Genomic DNA, 21,489 nt, shown 5'->3' on the forward strand with positions numbered 1-21,489 from the left:
ATCTGAGATAACCGGCTCCATCAACAGCAGCGGACTAGTGTTCCGCTGTTGTTATCAGCGCCCGGCATAAGGTTTCAGTGAGCGGGTGCTGTGTTTCATGTTCAAATTTTAAAAAGTACGGGCAGGGATTCGCTTCAAGGAAGATAAACTCGCCTTTACTGTTACACCGCCAGTCAATGGCACACCATTTCATCCCGAAAGCGGCGCAAATTGTTCTGGCCAGTGAGCGGATATCCTCAGGGATGTCTGTAGCCTGCGCCTCTGCGCACTCATCGGTACGGTAATCCGGCTTATCCGAATAGATAACACCGGAAAAAACCTCATCACCAATAACGTACGTGCGCACATCAAGCCCGTCAATCCGGGCCTGTAACGTCACCGCACCGGTATCCTGCTGATGCAAATGTTCACTGATATACACGCCATGCTGACGAAGCAAGGTGGTGTGGGCACCACCGGAAACCGGTTTGATAATGACATCCTGAAACTGCTCAGCGAAGTGTTTGAGGGCTGTGGCATCATTGCTGATGAGTGTCTCGGGAATGGTAGCGCCCAGTGCTGATGCTGTTTGCAATTGCACGGGCTTGGCCTGGTGAAAACGAATGGCGCTCAGCGGGTTAAACCAGCGCTCAGGCTGATGATAAAAAAGCGGTGACAGTGCACTGATTTGATTTTTACCGGCAACAGGATTTGCTGCCGGTGGAGCTGAAAAGCGCTGCCACCAAAAGGCGCCGGCTTCGTCAATATCCACGTATTCGTTATCGACAACAAGGGTGAAGGCATTTTTAAGCGGTTGCCATTGCAACTTTAACTGATCGCCCAGGTTCGCCGTATTGAGGATCAGTGTTTCTTCCTGTAGGTCGTGAAGTGTTGTTACTACATGCTGTAGTTGATGGTCTGATTCATCACCCAGACAAAGAATCATACATTACGTCCTTTTAAAAATGATGCTGACGCCAACAGGAGCGGGAGACAACCCTGTCCGCGCAGCATCATCAGGCCTGAAATCAGTAAACCGATTCTTCCGGGTAATCGCCACCATTTTCACCCAGCGCCAGGGTGAAATAGCGGGGCGGGATTAAAATGGCTTTGGCTTCTGTGACCGGCGTAGTTTTTATAAGACCGGCGCCTGATACTTCGCAGGCTTCTTCATTCGTTAACGGGCGTGGTGTAGTTGTTTCTTTCATGATGTTCTCCTTGAACAGGTTATTTTTCCGTTACGGGTTTCGTTGCGCATAACTCACAACTGGTTTTAGTTTACCGGGTCTTCCGGCGCTGTCTTCTGGCTAAAAGTCCGGTTATCACCCACGCCGGGTTTCAGGTAGGGCGACTGGCCGACTGTGTCTGAAACCCCTTGCAGGTAGCAGGTTAAAATGGTCTCGCGCAGACTCATTATCCAGCACAAATTAAACGTTAAACCCACCACCCACATATCGGGTAATGTACTGGTAATCGCGAAATACAACAGGCAGCACAGCGAAGCTGCCGCCATGGGAATGAGACTGTTCATAAACAGGACTTCAGTCTCAAACGCCACGGTTTTATTGATACGAAAGGACATTGCTACCCCTCTTGCTCTGTCCGTGTACCGGGCTGATGAAACTGGCGGTAGTAACTCGCCATCAGTGAGGTGCGGTTGTGGATATCCAGCTTGCGGTAAATGTTGGCGCAGTGAAATTTCACTGTCCTCTCGCTGATAAATAGCTGGGAAGCGATTCGCTTATTCGGCAGCCCTTCCATAATTTTATGGGCAACCTGCAGTTCCCGGCGGGAAAGCTGCTCCAGGCGATCATTGATAGGGGTTGGATTAGTCATGACTCTCTCCTTGTTGTTCAATAACGGGGTTGGTACTGACGGGGTAGATTTCGGTTAATTGGCCTGCTTCAAGCCGGAACACACGGTCTGCCATGGCGATGGTTTGCGGCCTGTGGGCGATAATAATGCGGGTGATGTTCAGCTGTTTCAGGTTGTGGTTTACCTGTGCTTCGTTGTGCATATCAAGGTGACTGCTTGCTTCATCGAGGAACAGGATCTGCGGCCGTTGATACAGTGCCCTGGCCAGCATAATCCGCTGGATCTGACCGCCGCTCAGGGTGCTGCCCATGTCGCCGACCAGTGTCTGGTACTGCATTGGCATGGCTACAATGTCATCGTGAATACAGGCCAGTTGTGCCGCGCCTGCTGCCCGCTGAATATCAGGGGAATCACAATAGCCGGCTATATTTTCAAGAATGCTTCCGTTGAGCAGGGCGTCATCCTGATAAACCGCAGAGGATACGCCTTTCAGTGCGCCCTGACTGACAGGCTTTGTGCCGAAATATACTGAGCCTGAACTGAGCGGGTGTATACCGGTAATACATTTAAGTAACGTTGATTTTCCGCAGCCGCTTGCGCCGGTGATCGCTATGGCTTCGCCGGGGGCAACGGTCAGGTCGATATTTTCAAGTACCGGTGCTGAAAAGCTGTCGTAAGCATAGCTGACCTGTCTGAGGGATAAGGTTGCCGGGCCGGCATTATCCGTGCCGTCAACACTGGAAATGGCAACAGGTACGTCTTCACATTCAGCTAGCACCACATCTGACAGCCGGTCAATGTGCAGCGATAACATACGCCATTCCAGTGCGGTGGTGATCAGACTTTCAGCGGCGGTAACAAAGCGGTTTTTGTAGCTGATAAACGCATACAGCATACCGGTGGTCAGTGCATTTTCCATAGCCATCTGTGCGCCAAGGTAAATCACTACAATGTTTTCAGCACCGGTGATGACCTGTTTGGCAATGCTGGTACGCAAACCCCATTTGCCGATACTGATGTCTGCATTTAAGGATGATGTCAGCCGGTTCAGCCAGTGGCCGTGGCGGCTCGCCTCCAGGTTAAATTGCTTGATTGTCTGAATGGCCCGCATGGATTCGATGAAGTGCGTTTGCTCCTTTGAAGCCAGCTCCAGTTTGTCGGCGTGATGAGGCCGGACGCAATGCCAGGCAAACACGCGGAACAGCGCGTACAGAAAGGTGATAACAATGACTACCGTGGCCAGAAGCGGCGCATAAACATACATGACTGCCACTGTCACCAGTGCCATCAGTCCGTCCATGATCACAGTAATGAAGCTGGCAGTGAGAAAATCCCGCAATGCATTTAATGAACTGAAACGGGAAATAATGTCGCCGGTATGCCGGCTGTGAAACCATTTTAGCGGCAGTTGCAGTAAATGACTGAATACCCTGGCGCTCATCAGCAATTGCAGGCGGCTGGTGAAGTGTAAAAGGATATGCTGGCGTAACGCTGAAGTCAGACATTCAATTAACAGAAAAAGCGCAAAGCCTATAGTTAATGCAGTCAGAAAGTCAGACGATCCTGCGGGCAGGGCATCATCTACCACCATTTGCATGTAATACGGAGACAACAGGGCAAATAACTGAATAAGCAGGGTAATACAGAAGGTGAGCAGCAAGGTTCTGCGAAGTCCGCTGAGACCTGAGAAGAAACTGCTGATAGTGAGTTTTGGTGTAGCCGTGACCGGTGTAAAAGCCGGGGCCGGAGAGAGTTCAAGCGCAATGCCGGTGAAATGAGCGGAAAAACGGGATACCGGCATTTTACGCTTACCCGTGGCTGGGTCATGAATGGTTACACTGTTTTTATTCACCGAGGTGAGTACCACAAAATGCTTCATATCCCAGTGAACTATGCAGGGCAATTGCAGCTTTGGCAGGTCGTTCAGATCCAGTTTCAGCGCTCTTGCAGATAAAGAAAGGCGCTTAGCGATGGTAATAATATCTCCCAGCGTGGCCCCTTTCAGTGACAAGCCATATTCCTGCCGGAGTTCGGCCAGTGTTCTTTTATCGCCATGGGCCTGCAATATCATACACAGGCAGGCCAGTCCGCATTCTGCGGCTTCCGCCTGATACACCACCGGTGTTTTAACAGAACGGCGAAGGGAAGGGAGCGGGTTTGCTGATAAGAGGGCCTGCATTACCACGCTCCTTTTACAGACAGTAACGGTGCGAAAAGCCATTCAATCAGGCTGGACTCCCGTGTCGTTACATCGGCACTGAAGGTCATGCCACTTCTCAGTGGTGTTTCCTGTCCGTAGGTGGCGATGCTTTGTTTATTCAGCGACACCTGAACCAGATATGCCGGTTCGTCTGTGGTGACAGGAAACCATTGCTTACTCTGTGGCTGGATAAGATCGTCGGATATTTGCGTAATAACACCGTCAACGGTGCCGTATTGCTGATAAGGAAATGCATCCAGTTTAATTCGGACTGACTGACCCTGTTGCAGTAAACCTGCCGACCGGGCTGGCAGTAACACCTTGCCGGTAAGGGTGTCAGAAGAGGGTTGTATGTTCAGTAAAGGTTTAGACGTATTGATGAAGTCTCCGCTACGTACAGACAAATCGGATACGACACCAGCTCTTGATGCGGTAATTACCTTCTTGTGCTGACTGTCCCACTGCAGCATCTGATTGCGTAATGCACTGAGTTGATGCTGAAGATCAAGGCGCTCCTGCTCCTGACTGGCGGGGAGCCTCGCCAGCTCATGGCGATTTTCTTCAAGGTAGGCGAGCTTACTTTCACGCTCCCGCTGGTATTCCAGTAATTCCTGCTTTAGCGATAACACAGCACGGGCGGCACTGAGATGTTCATTTTTCGCCAGTAATCTGGCATCGGCGAGTGTTGCCATCGAGTTAGCAGACGTTTCTGCCAGAGCGATCCGTTGGCCTACCAGCTCAATGAGTCCGTTAAGTTTGCTAATATCCCGCTCCAGTTGCGTGCCGGTATTTCTGGTCGTAGCAATAGCCAGCTTATGGGCAATTTTAAGGTAGCGGAGTTGTTGTTCAAGCTGTTCCTGCTGAACTTCATACTGACTGTGCACCGCAAAATGCACGTCTTCGCCGGAGCCCAGCGTCTGGCCGCTGTTGATTTGAAGTAAGGGGGTTCCCGCCTCAACCTCATCGCCATTTTTCACGAGAATGGCGGCAACCCGTCCGCCGGTATTGTCCGGATAAACCGGCGTACTGCCCTCTGACATTTCCAGCCAGCCGTTAATCCGGGTGAAGGTTTTGTATTCCTGACTATTCAGATACCAGGCCATCACGATGACCCAACCTGTTACCATCAGGCTGATCATCCTGACAGGCAAAGACGGTAAAACAAATACGTCTCCCTGACTGGCTGTCAGCTGATGTTGCAAAGCCTGTTGTCTGAACAGCTTGTGTTCCATGAGTTACTCCTTGGTAAATAAAAGTCCGGCAGATTACCCCTGAACAGCATCCTTAACTGATCAATTGAATCCCTGGCATCGTAGTCCCTGACACCTCCTTTTCCGGTAACAGGGGCAATCTGTCGAAAACACATCAGCGTCCTGCTGACGGAATTAAATTTACAAGAAGCAGTGCCGGAGGCTTTCAAATCACGGACACTGGATGATTTGTGTACAAAAAATGTGCGTTATGTCCGTTTTTGTTAAGTCATGTCCGTTTCAGGCAAGTCCGGAAAGGTTGATGGGGGTCAATCCGGTGGCTGGTTTGACCGGGAAAGAAGTGAAATTGTTGTTAACTGACGCTACTGTATTACATTGATAATAAGCGCGTCTCAAAAAGCGTCAGCCATTAAAAAGGAAGTGCCTCATGTTTATCCCCAGCATGCTTTTAAAGCAGTTGTATACCCACGGCAGTCTGCAAAAAACGGAAGATGGTTTGTGCTTTATGCTGAAGAACCGGTTGAAAGACGCCAGTATCAGCGAAATTTTACATATCGTGCTGGATGGCAATCATATTCCGAAAGAGAAAATCACCCTGAAAGTCGGGGCGGATATGCTGCTCTCTGCTGAGGAAATTAATGCAAAAGGGGACATTTCTTTTCCGCTACGGGAAGTTATTACGGTTTTTTTGAACGTGCGGGCAAAGGCCGGACCTGAAAAACTTAAATTGGGACTTTCTTTTAAGGCCTCACCATTCGGTAAGCTGAAGTTTGAAGTCGAAGACAACATTTCAGACATCAGTGCCAAACCGGAGGGGATCCCAAGAGATCCCCACGACGACTATCAGGCAGAAATCATCAAAGCCCGTCAGGCATATTTTGCTTCTGCAACCGGCGCGCCGGTGAATCATGTGGGCAACTATTCTATCGATCCCAACACATTAAAAGGCAATATTGAGCACTTTATTGGTGTGGCGCAGGTGCCCATTGGCATAGCGGGTCCGCTCACCATCGACGGAGAATATGCGAAAGGCGATTTTGTGGTGCCGCTGGCTACCACTGAAGGCACGCTGGTGGCGTCTTATAACCGTGGCATGAAGCTATTGAATATGAGCGGTGGCGTGAAAGCAACGGTGGTTGATGATGCCATGCAACGGGCACCGGTTTTTGTTTTTTCTGATGCGCGGGGGGCACGGGATTTCGTTAAATGGATAAATGAAAATATCGAAAAGATCCGTGATGAAGCAGAAGCAACGTCTTCGGTGGCGAAGCTCACTTACATCGACCATTTCCTGTCTAACAAATTTGCGTTTCTCCGTTTTAACTACAGGACCGGAGATGCTGCCGGTCAGAATATGGTGGGGCGCGCCACATTTGCTGCCTGTGGCTGGATCATGGATCACTACGAAGGGATTGTGAATTTTTATCTGGAGTCTAACTTTGCCACCGACAAAAAGGCCTCGCAGATAAATATTATGCGGACCCGGGGAAAACGGGTTACTGCAGAGGCTACCATTAAGCGCGAACATCTACTTAGTGTAATGCGGGTGGAGCCAAAACAAATTGATTACCATGGCAGAGTGGCTGGTATCGGTTCGTTTTTATCCGGCGTTAATAACACCGGCCTGCATTCGCCCAACGGTATCACCGCCATGTTCATTGCCACGGGACAGGATGTCGCTAATGTCTCTGAATCCTCGGCGGGGATCATGTACTCCGAACTCACCGAAGAAGGGGATTTGTACGTTTCACTGACTATCCCTTCTCTGATTGTCGCCACCTACGGCGGTGGAACCGGCATAGGTACACAGAAAGAGTGCCTGGAGCTGATGGATTGTTACGGCAAAAATAAGGTGTACAAGTTTGCCGAGATTGTAGGAGCGGTGGCACTGGCCGGAGAGATCTCGCTGGCTTCGGCCATTTCTTCATCTGACTGGGTGTCATCTCACGAACAATACGGACGAAACCGGTAAGTGAGACGCCGTTCGGGTAATATTCTGAAACTTATCTCCCTTTGCGCAGAGAACTGACCATGCAGTAAACTTTACCGGTGGCATGGTTAAGCAAACAGGGAGTGTTGCTATGCAGAAATCTGCTCAGTATCGTCTTATCTATTTCGTTCTGATGGTCGCTACATTTGCCGGCGGCTATTACTTTCTACCTGACACGATCCGGTTACCGCAGGATAAGTGGCTTACCGCACTTTTTGCAGGCTTGTATTTTATTATTTTGCCTGCAGCGTACTATGTCTGTGTTGTTGTGAAAGGCAAACAGAAACTGTGGAAAATAATCATCAGTTTTAGTCTCGCGGCGGTGGCCGCGCGGTACACCTTCCCTGAAGATCTTGCTGCTTATTTTGAGTTTATTTCCTGGCTACGTTATCCCATTGCGGCAGTGCTTATTATTCTCGAATTTGCACTGGTTTATATGGTGGTTAAAAGCTTGTGGAAAGCCCGCCATCTTCCCGGTGATCCGAGATTGCATGCTCATAAAGCGTATGCAGAGGATGACAAAAAACGAATGACTGCTGTTTTATGGGCCCATGAACCGGCATCCTGGTTTTATGCCATCCCCCGGTTTACCCGCCGGCATGTGTCGCCCGTGGGGAAACTACATACCAAATCAGACAGCGTGATTTATCAATGCGTGCTGACAGGCGGAATAGTGATGGCAGCTGCGCTCTCATACTGGCTTTTGGCTGAATGGAGTAGTACCGCAGCGGTTATCGTTTGCAGCCTGATCCTCTGGACGATGATTTCTGCCGTTGCCAGTATTCGTATAGGGAAGCATTTCTCGCTGTATATTCAGAACGATGATCTGGTTATCAATCCGGGTTTCTACAGTACCCTGTTCGCCAGGCTGTCTGCCATTGAGTCTGCAGAGGCAGGGAGCTGGAGCAGAGCTGACTGTGGTGATGCATTGATTTTGGGGCAGGGTGATAAAGCTAACGTGCGCATCCGGTTCAGTAAGCCGGCGCTGTTATATTCAATGATGGCGACATTTGAAGACTGGCAGGATGAGGTTTATCTTATTTGCCGCGATCCACAACAGGTCGCTGACAGTCTCAAACCTGCAATGGCGTTGCCAGCAGCATGAAATAAAAAGGGCGCCGTATCAGGCGCCCGTACAGGTTTAAAGTATTAATGCCTCCAGTGATACATATGCGCTTTGGCGTTGATTTCCTGCGCAGTCTCTTCCGGCATAAACAGTTTGTTATCTGCTTCGAAGAAGAACGGCTTACGCTGTTTACGGCTGCCCATTTCATTCATCGTCGCAGCTTCATAAACCCGTCCGTTCAGCACGGTATACTCAACAAATTCGCTTCTGCGGATATCGCTCAGTACATCACCGTCAATCACAACTAAGTCGGCCAGCTTACCTTTTTCTATACTGCCAAGGTCGTTACCCATGCCTAAGTGTTTTGCACCGTCAATGGTCCCGCCACGCAGGGCTTCCCATGGTGTGAAACCACCCTGAGCCATACTCCACAATTCCCAGTGAGCGGCTAAACCTTCACGCTGGCCATGGGCACCGATGTGCACGCTCACACCTTTGTCGCGCAGTGTTTTTGCATACGCTGCCACTTCGAAGTGATTGTACTGGTTATCCGGTGCGGTAGGACGGCGGATAGCACGGCTGTCGAGAATGGTTGACGGCACATAGCGTAGCAGGCGCTCGTTCTTCCACACTTCAGTTCTGTCGTACCAGTACTCTTCGCCCATCAGGCCGCCATATGACACCACGAAGGTTGGTGTGTAACCCGATTCTGTGGCTGCCCATAACTGGTTAACATCATCATAGCCTTTCGCCACAGGGAAACTGTGCTCAAGGCCGGTATGTCCGTCTACCACCATGGTCAGGTTCTGCTGCATCTTACCGCCGCCTTCCGGCACAACCATCATCTGCTGTTCGTGTGAAGCCCACAGAATTTGCTGACGTTGATCCCGTCGCGGCTGGTTATAACTTTTTACTGAAATTGCACCGGCTTCTTTCAGCCGTTCAACATGAAAATATGCATCATCGTAGTTGTTGATAATGGCTTTATAACCCAGTGACTCCGCACCGTATAAAATCGCGCCGGTGGAATAAATACGCGGAGCAATAATATCGCCGTGTCGTTGCAACTCTGAGGCGGCAAAGATTTCAGTGGTGTCGTTGGACGGATCGTGAATCGTGGTCACACCAAATGCTACGTTGGCAAATTGTCCCCAGTTTTGTTGAGGAATAATTTCGTTACGCCCCTGAGAGCCGTGTGCATGGGCATCGACTAAGCCCGGAATAATGGTTTTTCCGCGGGTATCGATGCGCATGGCGTCATCAGGAATAGTAATTTCGTCAAGTGAGCCAACGGCTTCAATCCGGTTATCGCGAATAAGCACTACGCCGTTTTCGATGACTTCCTGTGTGTTATCTGCATCACGCATGGTAACGACTTTGCCGCCGACCAGCGCTTTGTAGCCACCGGGTTTATCTGCCTTCGATTTGAAAGACAGGTTCATGCCTTTGGTTTCCGGTTCAGGCAGTGCATCTTTTTCTTTACCGGCAACAAAAGTAAATGCATCTTCCAGTGCGCGCTCGTAATACACCGGTCCGTGGAACCAACCTACCGACGTACTATCCGGACTCCAGTTCAGGTACTCGCCAGCGCGGGCAGATAGCTGTGTAACCGGTAATGATGTCATGTCCGGTCCCAGCGTAATTTTCTGACCGTTGTCTACGAACGGTGCTACGTAGGTCTTGAACTGGTAAACAAAAGCCACCCACTTTTTGTCATGAGACAAACGGTATTCGCTGACTTTATCCGCACCGTATAAATGCGTGCGCTTGTCTTCTCCGCGTAAATCGGTGCTGCTCAATTGCGTTTCAGGGTAAGCAGACCCGCCGGCGCGTTCGGTGAAATACACACGACCGTCATTTCCGGCAAAATGGGGTTGTGCACCACTTTCGCTGACTCTGACTTCAGTGTCGTTCTTCAGGTCAGCCACATATAAACCCGGCTCTACCGAATAAGTAGGATCTAATAAATAGCCGCCGCTGAATTTCCTGAATGCGACATAACGGCCATCCGGTGAGAAGCTTGGCTCTACATAGTGCCCCGGCTTTTTGGTGATCACTTTCCCTTTGCCACCTTTGGCGGAAACTATGCGTACATCACCCAGCTTTTCGTCATTCCAGGTGGTGTAAACGATGAATTTTCCATCGTTGGTATAACGGGGGAAATATTCATCATGTTCGTTTTGTTTCGTCAGGCGGGTCATTTTGCCGCTTTTAATATCTTTCACATAAAGCTTGCCCAGGGCCTGGAATAAAATGCTTTTGCCGTCCGGCGATTTTTGTGACCAGCGAATCATTTTTACATCGAATTCATCCGGTGCCACATCCACATCAAAGCGCAGTGCATCTGCATAATGCAGTGTCGCTTTTACGCTGACATCAATATCTCCGATATTGCCGGTTTTAATGTCGATGTTGTGAAACTTACCACCTGTCCAGTAAACCAGAGACTGGCTGTCGGGCATCCAGTCGTAATAGGCAAAGTAGCCTTCTGAACCAAAGCCTTCCTGCATATCCCGCTCAAGGGTAAGGGTTAGCGGTTTCTCAAGGCCGGTTTCCAGCTCTTTGAGAAAAAGCCCGGTTTTGTTTTTTACCCTGCGGATAAAGGCGATGTATTTACCGTCCGGTGAGGGCACAGGTACAATAGCGCCGCCGGTGCCACTGATAAAACTGTCCTCTTTACCGGTTTTGCGGTCGAAGCGGGTGATGTCGAAAATCCCTTCAAGGGGATCTCTGTTGTACTCGAAGCCTGCACCCGACACGGTGTTGTGGGTGTAATAGATGTACTGACCATCATGTGAGAACACCGGGTCGGCAATATTTTGCTGATCGGCGTTCCCGTGTTCGCGGGCTTTGATTTGCAGACCGTCACCACCGGCAATGTGATACATCCAGATTTCACCGGCCGGAATACTCCGGCTGGACATGATCCCTTTGGTGGCAACAATGTACTGCCCGTCCGGACTCCATTTCGGAGAATGAATGATGTTTTTCTTTTCCGTCGTCACCTGACGCAAATTACTGCCGTCGATATCCATCACCCACACATTGGACAAGCCGCCACGGTCTGAGATAAACGCAATATGCTTACCGTCCGGCGAAATAGCGGGATGAATGTTCCAGGCAAAATCCTGTGTAAGCGACGTTGCATCGCCGCCGGATAACGGCACTTTATACAAATCGCCCAGCATATCGAACACCATAAATTTGCCATCCGGTGAGATGTCCAGGCTGGACCAGGTGGTTTCGCTGGTTTCAATATCCACGCTGTTAAGTGCAAAGGGGGGCTTGAGCACATCCCAGTTTTCGTTTTCTGATTTGTCTGTCGTTGCGGCCAGTGCAGTACTGCTGCCCAGCATCAGACTGACAGCGAGTGCCAGACTCTTTCGGGTGTTTTTTATCATTATGCGTTCCGGTAAAGGTACTTGTTGTGTGTTATGTGGCTGGCTGACATCACTGCCGGCGAACAGCCCGTTTCCCGTTCAGAAGCATACGACACGGCTTACCGGATTTGCAAAGCGGATGGTTTTACTAAAGAGGTTATTCATCGTATCTGCAGGTTTACGACAACGACCCGCAACCTGAGACAGACCTATAACGATGCGGAAGAAGGGTCCAGTTCAGTGAGGATCCAGCGGATGCACAAATGAAAAAATGACACCATGAAGGCTGAAAAACCGCTCATTACCAGGTTTGCAGTCAGAACATAGGTGGCAACAAACGCAACAGCGAACAACACAGCGACAGTTGAAATACCCGCTCTCATAATATAACTCTCCATTAACTTTAATGAATGTATTATGCGCGGTATTTCAGAAAGTGCGTAACGGGACTAATTGATAGACTTAATCTTAAAAATTAATCAAAAAGTGGTTCTGTATTTGAGTTCAGGTGAACAGACATTATTGATGTGGGATATTACTGACGGTTATTGGCAGAAAGCAATTGAAGTGGTGTAAAATTGCACCAGTTGCTTTTACAGGAGAATAACTATGCCCCGGCAAAGTATCACTTTGACTGAAAAAAACGATGCCTGGCTCAGGCAGCAAGTGGAGGAAGCGGGTGAATACGCGAATAAAAGTGAACTTGTGAATGATCTCATTCGCCGGGCGAGGCGGGCGGAAATCATAAATCATCGCCTGGCGATAGCGGAGAAGAGCGGGTTTAGTCATCAATCTCCGGCCGATATGCTCGAAGAATTCAAAAAGAGGCAATCTGAAGAGCCGTGAACTATGTACTTTCCGAAAACGCAAAAGAAGACCTTTACAGAATATATGTATACGGCGTTGCGACGTTCGGACAAGAATTGGCGGAAGATTATTTTTGGAGAATGCACAATGCTTTCGGAAGAATTTCAGAAGATCCTTTCCGCTTTCCATTGGTGAATCATATCCGTACCGGTTATCGCCGTTATGTATTCCGGTCTGACACTATCTACTTCAGAATTGCAGAGAGCATGGTTGAGATTATGGCAATCATTGGTAGCCAGGATGTGGATGAATGGCTTTAGTTTTTAAAAGTGTTCTTACTGTAAACCCGTTAATCAAACGCACCTTGCATGACCCGGGAGAAAAAGTGGGGCTTTAACGGGTGTTTGTGGGTGTAAAGTTTGGCCCGGCTTCGTTTTACAATTTTACTGTCACCGGTTTCTTTCACTGACATACTTTCTTCAATCCGGTCTCTGAAGTTCTTTTTGTGCAGGGGTTTGCCAAGCACGATTTCATACACCGTTTGCAATTCTGAGAGGGTAAACGGATTCTTGAAAAAGTAATTGGGTTCGGTACTGTATTTTGCGCGGTGATAAAGCCGTTGAAAGGCTTTCTGTATAAGTTGCTGATGGTCAAACGGCAGTGTCAGTGAGGGTGAATCACGCAGAAAATCGCTGACATCATGCCAGTGAACATGCTCAAGACACGGCGCTGAGTCATCCACCAGACACAAATAAGGACAGGTAATACTCCATCCCTCCGGATCCCGGCTGATGTTACCTTCAAATTCCAGTTTCGCGATATAAGACGGGCTCAGGCCCACCTTTGACTGCAAATTGCGAAGGAGTGTGTCGTTGAGTGTCTGATCCCTGTCTGTATGAACAAATCCGCCCGGCAATGCTAATACGTTGGCGTATACCCGCGCATCAGCAGGGCGGCGGATCAGGGCGACTTCCAGCTTATCAGCACGGATACGAAATAAAATGGCATCAATGGTACACACCGGGGTCGGGTAAGCAGTTTCACGCATATAGCTTATGCCTGTTGATGTAATCAGCCACGGAAGGGGTTATCAAGGATGTTGCGGCATTACCTTCTGCCAGCGCTTCACGGACCATGGTTGAACGGATAGATTGTCGTTCAGGTACCACCAGAACATGCCACTTTTCCTCAATTTCCTGCGCTTTATAAAACTTTGGCCAGTTTGCTTTGTTATCCGGCCCGATAACGAATGTAAGCTGATCGCCGCTAAACTGCGTATTGTGTAAGTAAGACAGTACATCGTAGGTGTATACGGGGTTTTCACCGTCACTGATGAGATGCTCAATGGGCAGGGCGTGTATGCGGTCATCCTGAAGGTCACTCACGAACGCATTCAGCATGGCAACCCTGTGACTGTAATCAATCATGTTTTTCGCGAACGCGTGGCAAAAGGAAGGGATGAGCACTACCCGTTCGTAGTGATTTGCATGTGCCAGAATCGATTCAATCGCATCAGCATGCCCTTTTGTAGGCGGATTAAACGCTGAACCAAACACCGCTACTTTCATATTGAACACCTTCTTAATGAGTATTTTTAAAATACTCATTAGTTACCAGAAAGGCAAATAAAACCACATTTTATAAGTATTAATCTCACTGGGTAGTGATTGATTAAATTTTGATTGACTTAAAAGGGTATTGATAGAATACTCTTTAAAAAGTGAGGAGCTTACTGATGAAAATTGCATCCGTTAATGTTGATCCGCAAAAAGGGTTTACCCCTTTATGCCCCGATGAACTGCCTGTTCCGGGCGGAGATGAGATCGTACCGGCGTTGCTGGCGCAAAATGCACTGGCGGATTTCATTGTGGGTTCCAGCGATTCTCATTGTGATGCAGCCTTGTTCCGGGTGGAGAACGACGATGAACAGTTTCAACCGCTGGATCATCCGGATACCGATTGCACATTTAAAATGCACTGCAAGCCCGGTACGAAAGGCTTTGAGCTGCTTGACGGTTTACCTGCGCCCACAGAGTACGATTTTTTCGTCTGGAAAGGCGTGGCTCCAGACCTTCATCCCTATGGTGCCTGTTACCATGACCTGGCTGAAAAACTGTCCACGGGGTTAATCGAATACTTACGCTGCAATGACGTGACAACAGTAATTGTCGGTGGCCTGGCGACAGATTTCTGTGTCGCTACTACCGCCCGTCAACTACAAAAAACCGGCCGGTTTACTGTCATCTTGCACCTGGATGCGTGCCGGGGCATTGCGCCTGACGGTATCGACACCCAAATTCAATCTCTTAAAGAATCAGGAGTTGTCATCGCCGCTACCATCGACGATGTCAAAAAGGCCCTTGCTGCATAATCCACTAAGAAACAAACCCATGTCCCGAAATTCTTTGTTTAAGGAACACTTAAACTTTTCTGCGTTAGATAACGACTTCTACAAGATGAACATGTGGCAGTGTTTTATGCACCAGTTTCCTTATGTTGAAGATGTGGAATACCGGTTTGTGGTGCGCAGCGATGTGGATTTACGTCCTTACCGGGCTGAAATTCAACAGGAGCTGGAAAAGCTCGACGGCCTCCGCTTTACACCGGACCAGATAAGCTGGCTGGAATCTATCCCCTGGTACACGAAAGACTTCATTGAGTGGCTTCGAATGTGGTCTTATCAAACCCGTTTTTTGCATTTTTCAGAAGAAGACGGACAGTTGTCGATTCGTGCGAAAGGCCCCCTGATGCACGTACACAATTTTGAGATGCCGGTGTTGTCTACCGTGGCAGAAGTGTACAACCGGCGGAACTACCCAAACAAAACCTACGAAGATGTGCGTCAGCCTTTATTTGAAAAAGTGAAATGGCTGAAAGAACAGCATGAAAAGCATGATTTAACCGGCTTATCCATTGCTGAGTTTGGTACCCGTCGTCGCTTCAGCTATGAAGCACAGCTTACTGTTATTGATATGCTGAAAAGCATGGTTCCGCAATTTCTTACCGGTACATCGAACATGCATCTGGCGAAAGAGTTCGACATTTTGCCAATCGGTACCATGGCCCATGAAATTTTTATGTTGTCCCAGCAAGTCGGCGTGCAACTGGTAAATTCACAAAAGCACACTCTTGAAGCCTGGGTGAAGGAGTTCCGTGGCCAGTTGGGTTATGCCCTGACAGATACCATTGGTATGGACGCTTTCGTCCGTGATTTCGATTTGTACTTTGCAAAACTCTTCGATGGTTTAAGACATGACTCCGGTGATCCGATAGAATTCGGGGAAAAGGCAATTCGCATGTATGAGAATTTGCATATTGATCCGCGAACGAAAACCATTATTTTCAGTGACGGACTGGATTTTAAAACCATGGTAACGCTGTTTCTGCGGTTCCGCGGGCGGATCAAAACATCATTCGGGATTGGTACCTTTTTATCTAACGACGTTCGCGGCGTCACGCCACTGAATATTGTGATGAAACTGGTACGGGTTAACGGTAAGCCGGTGGCGAAAATATCTGATGCGCCGGGTAAAAACCTTTGCGAAGATCCTGAATTTGTTAGCTACCTGAAAAAGGTATTTGAAGTAAACTGGGCATAAGAGTTTTATGGCAAATTACACCCGAATTGGTACAGCAGCGCTGCGCCAGATCCCTTTTGATTTTAAGGGCAATGTTTCCCGAATCCTTACCGCCATCGAGCGTGGACTGGATGCGCACATCAACATTCTGCTAATGCCAGAGTTGGCGCTCACCGGTTACGGGTGTGAAGACAACTTCAGCTATCAGGAATTTAATCAGGCAGCCGAAGCCGCGCTGAACGATGTCTTGGCTGGCTATCAGGCACTGGCGCACGAGCGCGAACACGCTGACAACATGCTCATTGCCATGGGCATGCCGGTGATGTTTCCCGGCGGTCAGGTTTATAACACCACGGCCTTTATTAGTGCTGACGGCCTGCATGGCTTTGCCTGTAAACAATATCTGGCTCGCAACGGCCTGCATTATGAACCGCGCTGGTTTGAAGCCTGGCCACGGGGCAGGGTGGTAAATCATCCCACATTCAATGTGCCCTTTGGTGATGTGGTAGTGAATGCCGGAGGCCTGCGCATTGGTGTAGAAACCTGTGAAGACGCCTGGGTGGCAAACCGTCCTGGTCGCGACCTTTATCATCGCAATGTGGATGTGCTTTTAAATCCCAGTGCCTCTCACTTTGCGGTGGGCAAAAACTTTATCCGTGAACAGTTTATTAAAGAAGGCTCCCGTGCCTTTGGTGTGGTGTATGCCTACGCGAATTTAGCCGGTACCGAAAACGGCACCAGTATTTTTGACGGCGGCTCCCTGATTGCGTCGGAAGGAAAAATCGTTTCCCGTGGCGACCGCTTCAACGTGCGCGATGTGGTGATGAACCAAACCCTGGTGAACGTGAGCGCCAACCGTGTATCTCGGGTGATAAGCTCTGAAACCATCGATATCGACGACACCAATGTGGTGGATATCGAACTGTCACTTACCCTGCCTAACGACGCCGTGCTGGCTGCTCGCAGCAACGACCGCGTAGATTCCGCCAAAGACGAATTGCCGGTATTCTGGGATTCACTCAGCGGCGACGACTACGCCTTTACCGAAATTTGCTACGCGCTGGGCAATGGCCTGTGGGACTGGACAACACGCACCCATACCGACGGTTACGTGGTGAGTTTGTCTGGCGGAGCGGACTCTGCGCTGGTGGCAGCATCGGTGTATGTGTCGCATTTTGTGGCGCTGGAACAACTGGGTGTGCACGATTATCTGGCTACGCTACCAAAAGGGCTGGCGGCGAAAATAGACGCCATCGCGCCGGGTGAAGACAAAATTGTTTGGCTGAAAGAAAAGGCCATGCCGAAGGTGTTGCTGTGTTTGTATCAGGGCACGGATAACTCTTCCGAAACCACTTTCAACGCAGCGAAATATCTGGCGGAAGAAATCGGTGCAACGTTCCACAGCTGGAATATTGAACCGGTGGTTCAGCAATATCACTCGCTGGTGAATGGTTTATATCCGGACCGGCCGCTGAGCTGGAAAACCGATGACATCGCCATGCAGAACATTCAGGCCCGCAGTCGTAGTCCGGGTGTATGGATGCTGGCGAACCGTGAAAACAAATTGCTGATTGCGACTTCTAACTTGTCTGAATCAGCGCTGGGTTACGCGACAATGGATGGTGATACCTCTGGTGTGATCTCCGTGATTGCCGGTATCAACAAAACCACTATCCGCAAGGTGAACCGATGGCTGGAAGAAGTGGGACTGCCACTGTCGGTGGATGGTAAAAGCGCCCGCCATCAGCTAAAAGAAATGCACCGTGTTAACGTACAGCAGCCTACAGCGGAATTACGTCCTGAAGAGCAGACCGATGAAGCGGATCTGATGCCTTACGTGGTATGCGACTTCATTATGGATTGCTATCTGGCCCGCCAGATGTGGCCAAAGAGTATTCTGGTAGAGCTGATGCTCAACGGCTTCGACAAAGAGCACGACATGCGCCAGCTGGCTGCTTATGTTGAACGCTGGTTCAGACTGTTCTGCCGTAATCCGTGGAAACGCTACGGCACCCGCGCCGGTTTCCACATTGAGCAGGTATCGCTGGATCCGAAAACCTTCCACCGCTTCCCACTGCTGAACAATGGCTTTAGCGAGCAACTACAGCAAATGTGGGATTATGTTGAGGAAGTGGAGGGGTAATAAATCAAAGAGCTTGCAATAGCATTTGCAAGCTCGTTAAACATTACTTGCACGTTTTGTAGTATTTGCCACTCGGGTTGGCGAAAAGCAATTCGAGTTGTCCTGATTTGTATGTAGCTTGTTAACAAATAGTAAAAAGCGTGATTTAGCGCTTTGCATTAACAGCCACAGGAAGTCGGGACACCACACATGCATAACATCAACAAAATCACTCTGGCCATGGTTTTTGGCCTGGCTTTTTCTGCTCAAGGGCAGGAAGCCACTACCGAACAAGCAGACACATCAGCTCAAACCGAAGCGACCGAAGACGAGCTTGGCCTTGAGGTTATTTCGGTTACTGCCACCAAGCGTAAAACAAAACTTATGGAAACGCCGGTGGCAATCTCGGCACTCAGTGAGGCGCAATTAAAACAGAATGGTGTGAATAATGTAAAAGACATTGCCAATCTGGTGCCTGGCCTGGATATTTCTACGGCTACCGATCAGTCTGCGCCGGTGATTTCCATGCGTGGTGTTCGCTCTACCAACATCACTGAGTTGGGCGACCCGGCGGTAGGTGTGCATCTCGATGGCGTGTATTCGCCACGTATGCAGGGTGCGCTGGCCCTGATGTACGATGTCAACCGGGTTGAGGCGCTTCGCGGACCACAAGGTACGCTGTTTGGCCGTAACTCCACGGTAGGGAGCATCAATGTGATTTCGGCGAAGCCGAAATTCGAAGCCACTTATGGTGGTGTTAATGTTGAAGCGGGCAAATACAACAGCCGGGTTATCGACGGGTTTGTCAACGTACCCCTGAGCGACGACTTTGCAATTCGTGTCGCGGCCAAAGGCCTGCAGCGCGATTCGTACCTGGAAGGCTATTACGACCCCAACCAGTATGACACCCGGTGGTTAAGCGATGAGGTGCTCTCAGCACCGGTGATTTCTGAAGATTCCTATCAGGGTATTGGCAGCACGGTTACCCAGCGAGAGAACTGGTGGATTGACGCTGCGGGCACCGATCCGGAAGCGCAGAAAGTACGCGCACTTACCCCTGCCAGCAAAGATAACTTCTACAACAATGCCGATGAATATTCATTCCGCATTAGCAGCCTGTGGGCACCACTGGACGGTAATTTCTCTAACCACACAGTGTTCCAGCAGTATGTGAATCGCAGCGGTGGCAATATCGACCTGGTGAACTGTGACAAGTTACGTGGTCGCCCGGCGGAATACGGCGGTGACTGCAATAACTTGCTGCCCAGCGACAATACCTATCAGGCCGTGGTGAATGTCCCTGGTGAGCTGAATCTGGACATCACTTATCTGCGCAACACCTTAAACTACAACCTGAATGATGAGTTGAGCGTGGTGTGGTTGCTTGGTTATGAAGACATGGAGCGTTCATCACAACAGGATTCGGAAATTGGTCTGGATCCATGGGATGGTGCCATTTACTTTCTCGACGGTACCGGCGCGACCTCGTACTCCACCGAATTACAATTGCAGTCTGACGAATACGGCGATTTAATCTGGATTGCCGGGGTGAACTATTTCCACGAGAAAACCACCACCCTGGGTTACTACGACAACGCCATGGATGATAAAGCTTTCTGGGATCAGCCGGATCGTTCCACGGATGCGCTGGCGGTATTCGGCCAGGCAACCTATAACCTGAGCAAGGATTTACACCTTACCTTAGGCTATCGCTACAGCGACGAAACGAAAGAGGACGTAGGTGGCCGTACATACCGTTGTTCCAATGCCGATGGATGTGCGCCGGGCTGGTTCGGCCGCACTATTCTGAACGACCTGCCAACAGATGCCTTTGAAGACCCGTCTATCTACCCGAGTTACTTTGCCAACGACAACAAAGGCAGCTGGACTCATCATGATTTTCGCGTGGGACTGGATTACGACATTTCTGCCGACACCATGGTGTACAGCTATATCGCATCGGGCTTTAAAGCGGGCGGCATTGGTGATGTGTATGAAGTGGTGAACGACCGTACCGGCGATGCCACACGCTTTGAAACCCAGTTTGATCCGGAAGAAGTGCTTACCTGGGAAATTGGCGCGAAATCCAGCTTGTTGAACAACTCGCTGAACTTGCAGGCGGTATTTTTCTATACCGACTACACCGATATGCAGTATGCCTCGGTGGGTTCCATCGGCAACGTTGAGCGTTTGTCGTCGGTGGAAGATGAGGAAGGGCGTCCGATTCTGGATGAAAACGGTCAGCCAGTGCTGGACTTCCAGAACCAGCCGGTTATTGCTTACTACACCCAGAACGTACCGGGTTCTACCATCAAGGGTATTGAACTGGAATTTGACTGGAAACCGTATGCGGGTGGCCGTATCACCGGTTATGCCACCTGGACGGATGCCAAGGTCACAGAAGACTGGATCACCAAATGGGATTACGACCCGGAATACCTGTTTAGCATGTCGTACGAAGAGTCTATCGACCCCACCAACGATGTGCTGACCACAAACTTAAACGGTAACAACATGGCGATGACGCCACGATTTACCGCCAATGTCAGCTACACCCATACAGTGAACCTGGGCAACTATGGCTATCTGCATGGCTGGTTCAACGTAAACTGGAAAGACAAATCATACACCACCATCTGGAACCTCGACAAACACCTTGATGATATGGATTTCGTGGTACCGGATGAAGCCACCACTTACATGAACGATACCCGCGACAGTTTCGCCATGGTGAATGCGTCGGTGAAGTATGAGCCATTAAGTCAGGGTTGGTACGCCGAAGTATTCGTCAATAACGCCAGCGATGAGCTGGTGCAGTACTGGAATAACACCAGTAAGGGCATCGGCAAGGGGAGTTTCGGTATGCCGCGTTATTACGGCGTGCGTGCTGGCTTCTCGTTCTGATCTGAACCATTCCACTCCCTAGCAGACTGCTGCACTGGTTTCCAGCGGCAGTCTGCAGCCACTCATACCGGAGATTTTATGAAAACACTGACTGGTTTATGTATGGCCGCTACCTTCGCTACCGTAGCAGGCGTTAGCACTGAAGCAACTGCCGCAGGCTATTTCAAAGATGATTTTAGCTGGGGTTTTAACAGCGTAATCTGGCAGCCGCGCAATGGCAGCAATGGCACACCGTTTGGCTGTACCTTCAACGAAGGTGCTATTTCGCCCAGCTCTCATGGCATTACATTGTCGGTATCCGATGGCACCTGTTCAGAATTGCAGTCGAAAGCATTTTACGGTTATGGGAAGGTGCAGGGCTCGCTGAAAACCGGTAATACCGCAGGCACGGTTTCATCCATTTTCACTTATACCTCATGGTGGGATTCGCCGGGCCG

Annotated in this window: 19 protein-coding genes; 9 read left to right on the top strand and 10 right to left on the bottom strand. The window is 49.7% G+C overall.

Annotated elements, in window-relative coordinates; all coding sequences use genetic code 11:
- Positions 1-34: 34 nt before the first annotated feature.
- From AC4PME_RS17285 to AC4PME_RS17310, 6 genes are all read right to left on the bottom strand, one after another.
- Positions 35-925: an ATP-grasp domain-containing protein gene (locus tag AC4PME_RS17285; RefSeq protein ID WP_491045760.1), complete on the bottom strand. Its 891-nt coding sequence runs from the start codon at positions 923-925 to the stop codon at positions 35-37.
- 82 nt (positions 926-1,007) lie between these two features.
- A complete protein-coding gene (locus AC4PME_RS17290; protein ID WP_303573884.1) occupies positions 1,008-1,187 on the bottom strand; it encodes a hypothetical protein in 180 nt (59 codons plus the stop codon).
- Between the two features lie 65 nt (positions 1,188-1,252).
- Positions 1,253-1,561, bottom strand: coding sequence for a hypothetical protein (locus AC4PME_RS17295; protein WP_119499951.1), 309 nt, complete (start codon positions 1,559-1,561; stop codon positions 1,253-1,255).
- A 2-nt stretch (positions 1,562-1,563) separates the two neighbouring features.
- Positions 1,564-1,815, bottom strand: a complete 252-nt coding sequence (locus tag AC4PME_RS17300) for a helix-turn-helix domain-containing protein (protein ID WP_119499952.1) — start codon at positions 1,813-1,815, stop codon at positions 1,564-1,566.
- A complete protein-coding gene (locus tag AC4PME_RS17305) occupies positions 1,808-3,973 on the bottom strand; it encodes a peptidase domain-containing ABC transporter (protein WP_161599082.1) in 2,166 nt (721 codons plus the stop codon). Before AC4PME_RS17305 ends, AC4PME_RS17300 begins: the two co-directional genes overlap by 8 nt.
- Complete coding sequence (locus AC4PME_RS17310) at positions 3,973-5,226, bottom strand: HlyD family secretion protein (RefSeq protein ID WP_119499954.1); 1,254 nt, start codon at positions 5,224-5,226, stop codon at positions 3,973-3,975. The genes AC4PME_RS17305 and AC4PME_RS17310 overlap by 1 nt, the downstream gene beginning before the upstream one ends.
- 406 nt (positions 5,227-5,632) lie before the next feature.
- On the opposite strand from AC4PME_RS17310, the gene AC4PME_RS17315 reads away from it, so the two are divergent.
- Both AC4PME_RS17315 and AC4PME_RS17320 read left to right on the top strand, forming a co-directional pair.
- A complete protein-coding gene (locus AC4PME_RS17315) occupies positions 5,633-7,177 on the top strand; it encodes a hydroxymethylglutaryl-CoA reductase (RefSeq protein ID WP_119499955.1) in 1,545 nt (514 codons plus the stop codon).
- 109 nt (positions 7,178-7,286) lie between these two features.
- Complete coding sequence (locus AC4PME_RS17320; RefSeq protein WP_119499956.1) at positions 7,287-8,300, top strand: hypothetical protein; 1,014 nt, start codon at positions 7,287-7,289, stop codon at positions 8,298-8,300.
- A gap of 44 nt (positions 8,301-8,344) precedes the next feature.
- Here AC4PME_RS17320 and AC4PME_RS17325 read toward each other — a convergent pair whose 3' ends face one another.
- Together AC4PME_RS17325 and AC4PME_RS17330 are read right to left on the bottom strand one after the other, a co-directional pair.
- Positions 8,345-11,662, bottom strand: a complete 3,318-nt coding sequence (locus tag AC4PME_RS17325) for an amidohydrolase family protein (protein WP_491529671.1) — start codon at positions 11,660-11,662, stop codon at positions 8,345-8,347.
- Positions 11,663-11,850: 188 nt separating this feature from the next.
- Positions 11,851-12,024, bottom strand: a complete 174-nt coding sequence (locus AC4PME_RS17330; protein ID WP_491045758.1) for a hypothetical protein — start codon at positions 12,022-12,024, stop codon at positions 11,851-11,853.
- Between the two features lie 226 nt (positions 12,025-12,250).
- On the opposite strand from AC4PME_RS17330, the gene AC4PME_RS17335 reads away from it, so the two are divergent.
- Entirely contained in the window at positions 12,251-12,487 is a 237-nt protein-coding gene (locus AC4PME_RS17335) for a ribbon-helix-helix domain-containing protein (protein ID WP_491045757.1), read from the top strand.
- Positions 12,484-12,768 carry a type II toxin-antitoxin system RelE/ParE family toxin gene (locus AC4PME_RS17340; protein WP_491045756.1) on the top strand — a complete coding sequence of 95 codons (285 nt, stop codon included), beginning with the start codon at positions 12,484-12,486 and terminating at the stop codon, positions 12,766-12,768. The genes AC4PME_RS17335 and AC4PME_RS17340 overlap by 4 nt, the downstream gene beginning before the upstream one ends.
- A gap of 29 nt (positions 12,769-12,797) precedes the next feature.
- On the opposite strand, the gene AC4PME_RS17345 is transcribed toward AC4PME_RS17340, so the two are convergent.
- Both AC4PME_RS17345 and AC4PME_RS17350 read right to left on the bottom strand, forming a co-directional pair.
- Entirely contained in the window at positions 12,798-13,496 is a 699-nt protein-coding gene (locus AC4PME_RS17345) for an NUDIX hydrolase (protein ID WP_491045755.1), read from the bottom strand.
- Positions 13,489-14,016, bottom strand: a complete 528-nt coding sequence (locus AC4PME_RS17350; RefSeq protein ID WP_491045754.1) for a nicotinate-nicotinamide nucleotide adenylyltransferase — start codon at positions 14,014-14,016, stop codon at positions 13,489-13,491. The genes AC4PME_RS17345 and AC4PME_RS17350 overlap by 8 nt, the downstream gene beginning before the upstream one ends.
- Before the next feature lie 167 nt (positions 14,017-14,183).
- On the opposite strand from AC4PME_RS17350, the gene AC4PME_RS17355 reads away from it, so the two are divergent.
- The 5 genes from AC4PME_RS17355 to AC4PME_RS17375 form a co-directional block, all read left to right on the top strand.
- Positions 14,184-14,819, top strand: coding sequence for an isochorismatase family protein (locus tag AC4PME_RS17355; RefSeq protein WP_491045753.1), 636 nt, complete (start codon positions 14,184-14,186; stop codon positions 14,817-14,819).
- 19 nt (positions 14,820-14,838) lie between these two features.
- Positions 14,839-16,047 carry a nicotinate phosphoribosyltransferase gene (gene pncB / locus AC4PME_RS17360; protein ID WP_491045752.1) on the top strand — a complete coding sequence of 403 codons (1,209 nt, stop codon included), beginning with the start codon at positions 14,839-14,841 and terminating at the stop codon, positions 16,045-16,047.
- A gap of 7 nt (positions 16,048-16,054) precedes the next feature.
- Positions 16,055-18,169, top strand: coding sequence for an NAD(+) synthase (gene nadE, locus AC4PME_RS17365; RefSeq protein ID WP_491045751.1), 2,115 nt, complete (start codon positions 16,055-16,057; stop codon positions 18,167-18,169).
- Positions 18,170-18,358: 189 nt separating this feature from the next.
- Entirely contained in the window at positions 18,359-21,052 is a 2,694-nt protein-coding gene (locus tag AC4PME_RS17370) for a TonB-dependent receptor (protein ID WP_491045750.1), read from the top strand.
- A 78-nt stretch (positions 21,053-21,130) separates the two neighbouring features.
- Positions 21,131-21,489 (top strand): family 16 glycosylhydrolase (locus AC4PME_RS17375; RefSeq protein WP_491529673.1); only part of this gene is annotated, 359 nt, incomplete at its 3' end.

This window comes from Alteromonas sp., assembly GCF_984505615.1.

Excerpts from the sequence above, each read along its gene's own strand:
- AC4PME_RS17320 (WP_119499956.1), top strand. The coding sequence starts at position 7,287 with ATGCAGAAATCTGCTCAGTATCGTCTTATCTATTTCGTTCTGATGGTC.
- AC4PME_RS17310 (WP_119499954.1), bottom strand. The coding sequence starts at position 5,226 with ATGGAACACAAGCTGTTCAGACAACAGGCTTTGCAACATCAGCTGACA.
- AC4PME_RS17370 (WP_491045750.1), top strand. The coding sequence starts at position 18,359 with ATGCATAACATCAACAAAATCACTCTGGCCATGGTTTTTGGCCTGGCT.
- AC4PME_RS17350 (WP_491045754.1), bottom strand. The coding sequence starts at position 14,016 with ATGAAAGTAGCGGTGTTTGGTTCAGCGTTTAATCCGCCTACAAAAGGG.
- AC4PME_RS17285 (WP_491045760.1), bottom strand. The coding sequence starts at position 925 with ATGATTCTTTGTCTGGGTGATGAATCAGACCATCAACTACAGCATGTA.
- AC4PME_RS17325 (WP_491529671.1), bottom strand. The coding sequence starts at position 11,662 with ATGATAAAAAACACCCGAAAGAGTCTGGCACTCGCTGTCAGTCTGATG.
- AC4PME_RS17305 (WP_161599082.1), bottom strand. The coding sequence starts at position 3,973 with ATGCAGGCCCTCTTATCAGCAAACCCGCTCCCTTCCCTTCGCCGTTCT.
- nadE (WP_491045751.1), top strand. The coding sequence starts at position 16,055 with ATGGCAAATTACACCCGAATTGGTACAGCAGCGCTGCGCCAGATCCCT.
- AC4PME_RS17335 (WP_491045757.1), top strand. The coding sequence starts at position 12,251 with ATGCCCCGGCAAAGTATCACTTTGACTGAAAAAAACGATGCCTGGCTC.
- AC4PME_RS17345 (WP_491045755.1), bottom strand. The coding sequence starts at position 13,496 with ATGCGTGAAACTGCTTACCCGACCCCGGTGTGTACCATTGATGCCATT.
- AC4PME_RS17330 (WP_491045758.1), bottom strand. The coding sequence starts at position 12,024 with ATGAGAGCGGGTATTTCAACTGTCGCTGTGTTGTTCGCTGTTGCGTTT.
- AC4PME_RS17295 (WP_119499951.1), bottom strand. The coding sequence starts at position 1,561 with ATGTCCTTTCGTATCAATAAAACCGTGGCGTTTGAGACTGAAGTCCTG.
- AC4PME_RS17290 (WP_303573884.1), bottom strand. The coding sequence starts at position 1,187 with ATGAAAGAAACAACTACACCACGCCCGTTAACGAATGAAGAAGCCTGC.
- AC4PME_RS17315 (WP_119499955.1), top strand. The coding sequence starts at position 5,633 with ATGTTTATCCCCAGCATGCTTTTAAAGCAGTTGTATACCCACGGCAGT.
- pncB (WP_491045752.1), top strand. The coding sequence starts at position 14,839 with ATGTCCCGAAATTCTTTGTTTAAGGAACACTTAAACTTTTCTGCGTTA.
- AC4PME_RS17355 (WP_491045753.1), top strand. The coding sequence starts at position 14,184 with ATGAAAATTGCATCCGTTAATGTTGATCCGCAAAAAGGGTTTACCCCT.
- AC4PME_RS17300 (WP_119499952.1), bottom strand. The coding sequence starts at position 1,815 with ATGACTAATCCAACCCCTATCAATGATCGCCTGGAGCAGCTTTCCCGC.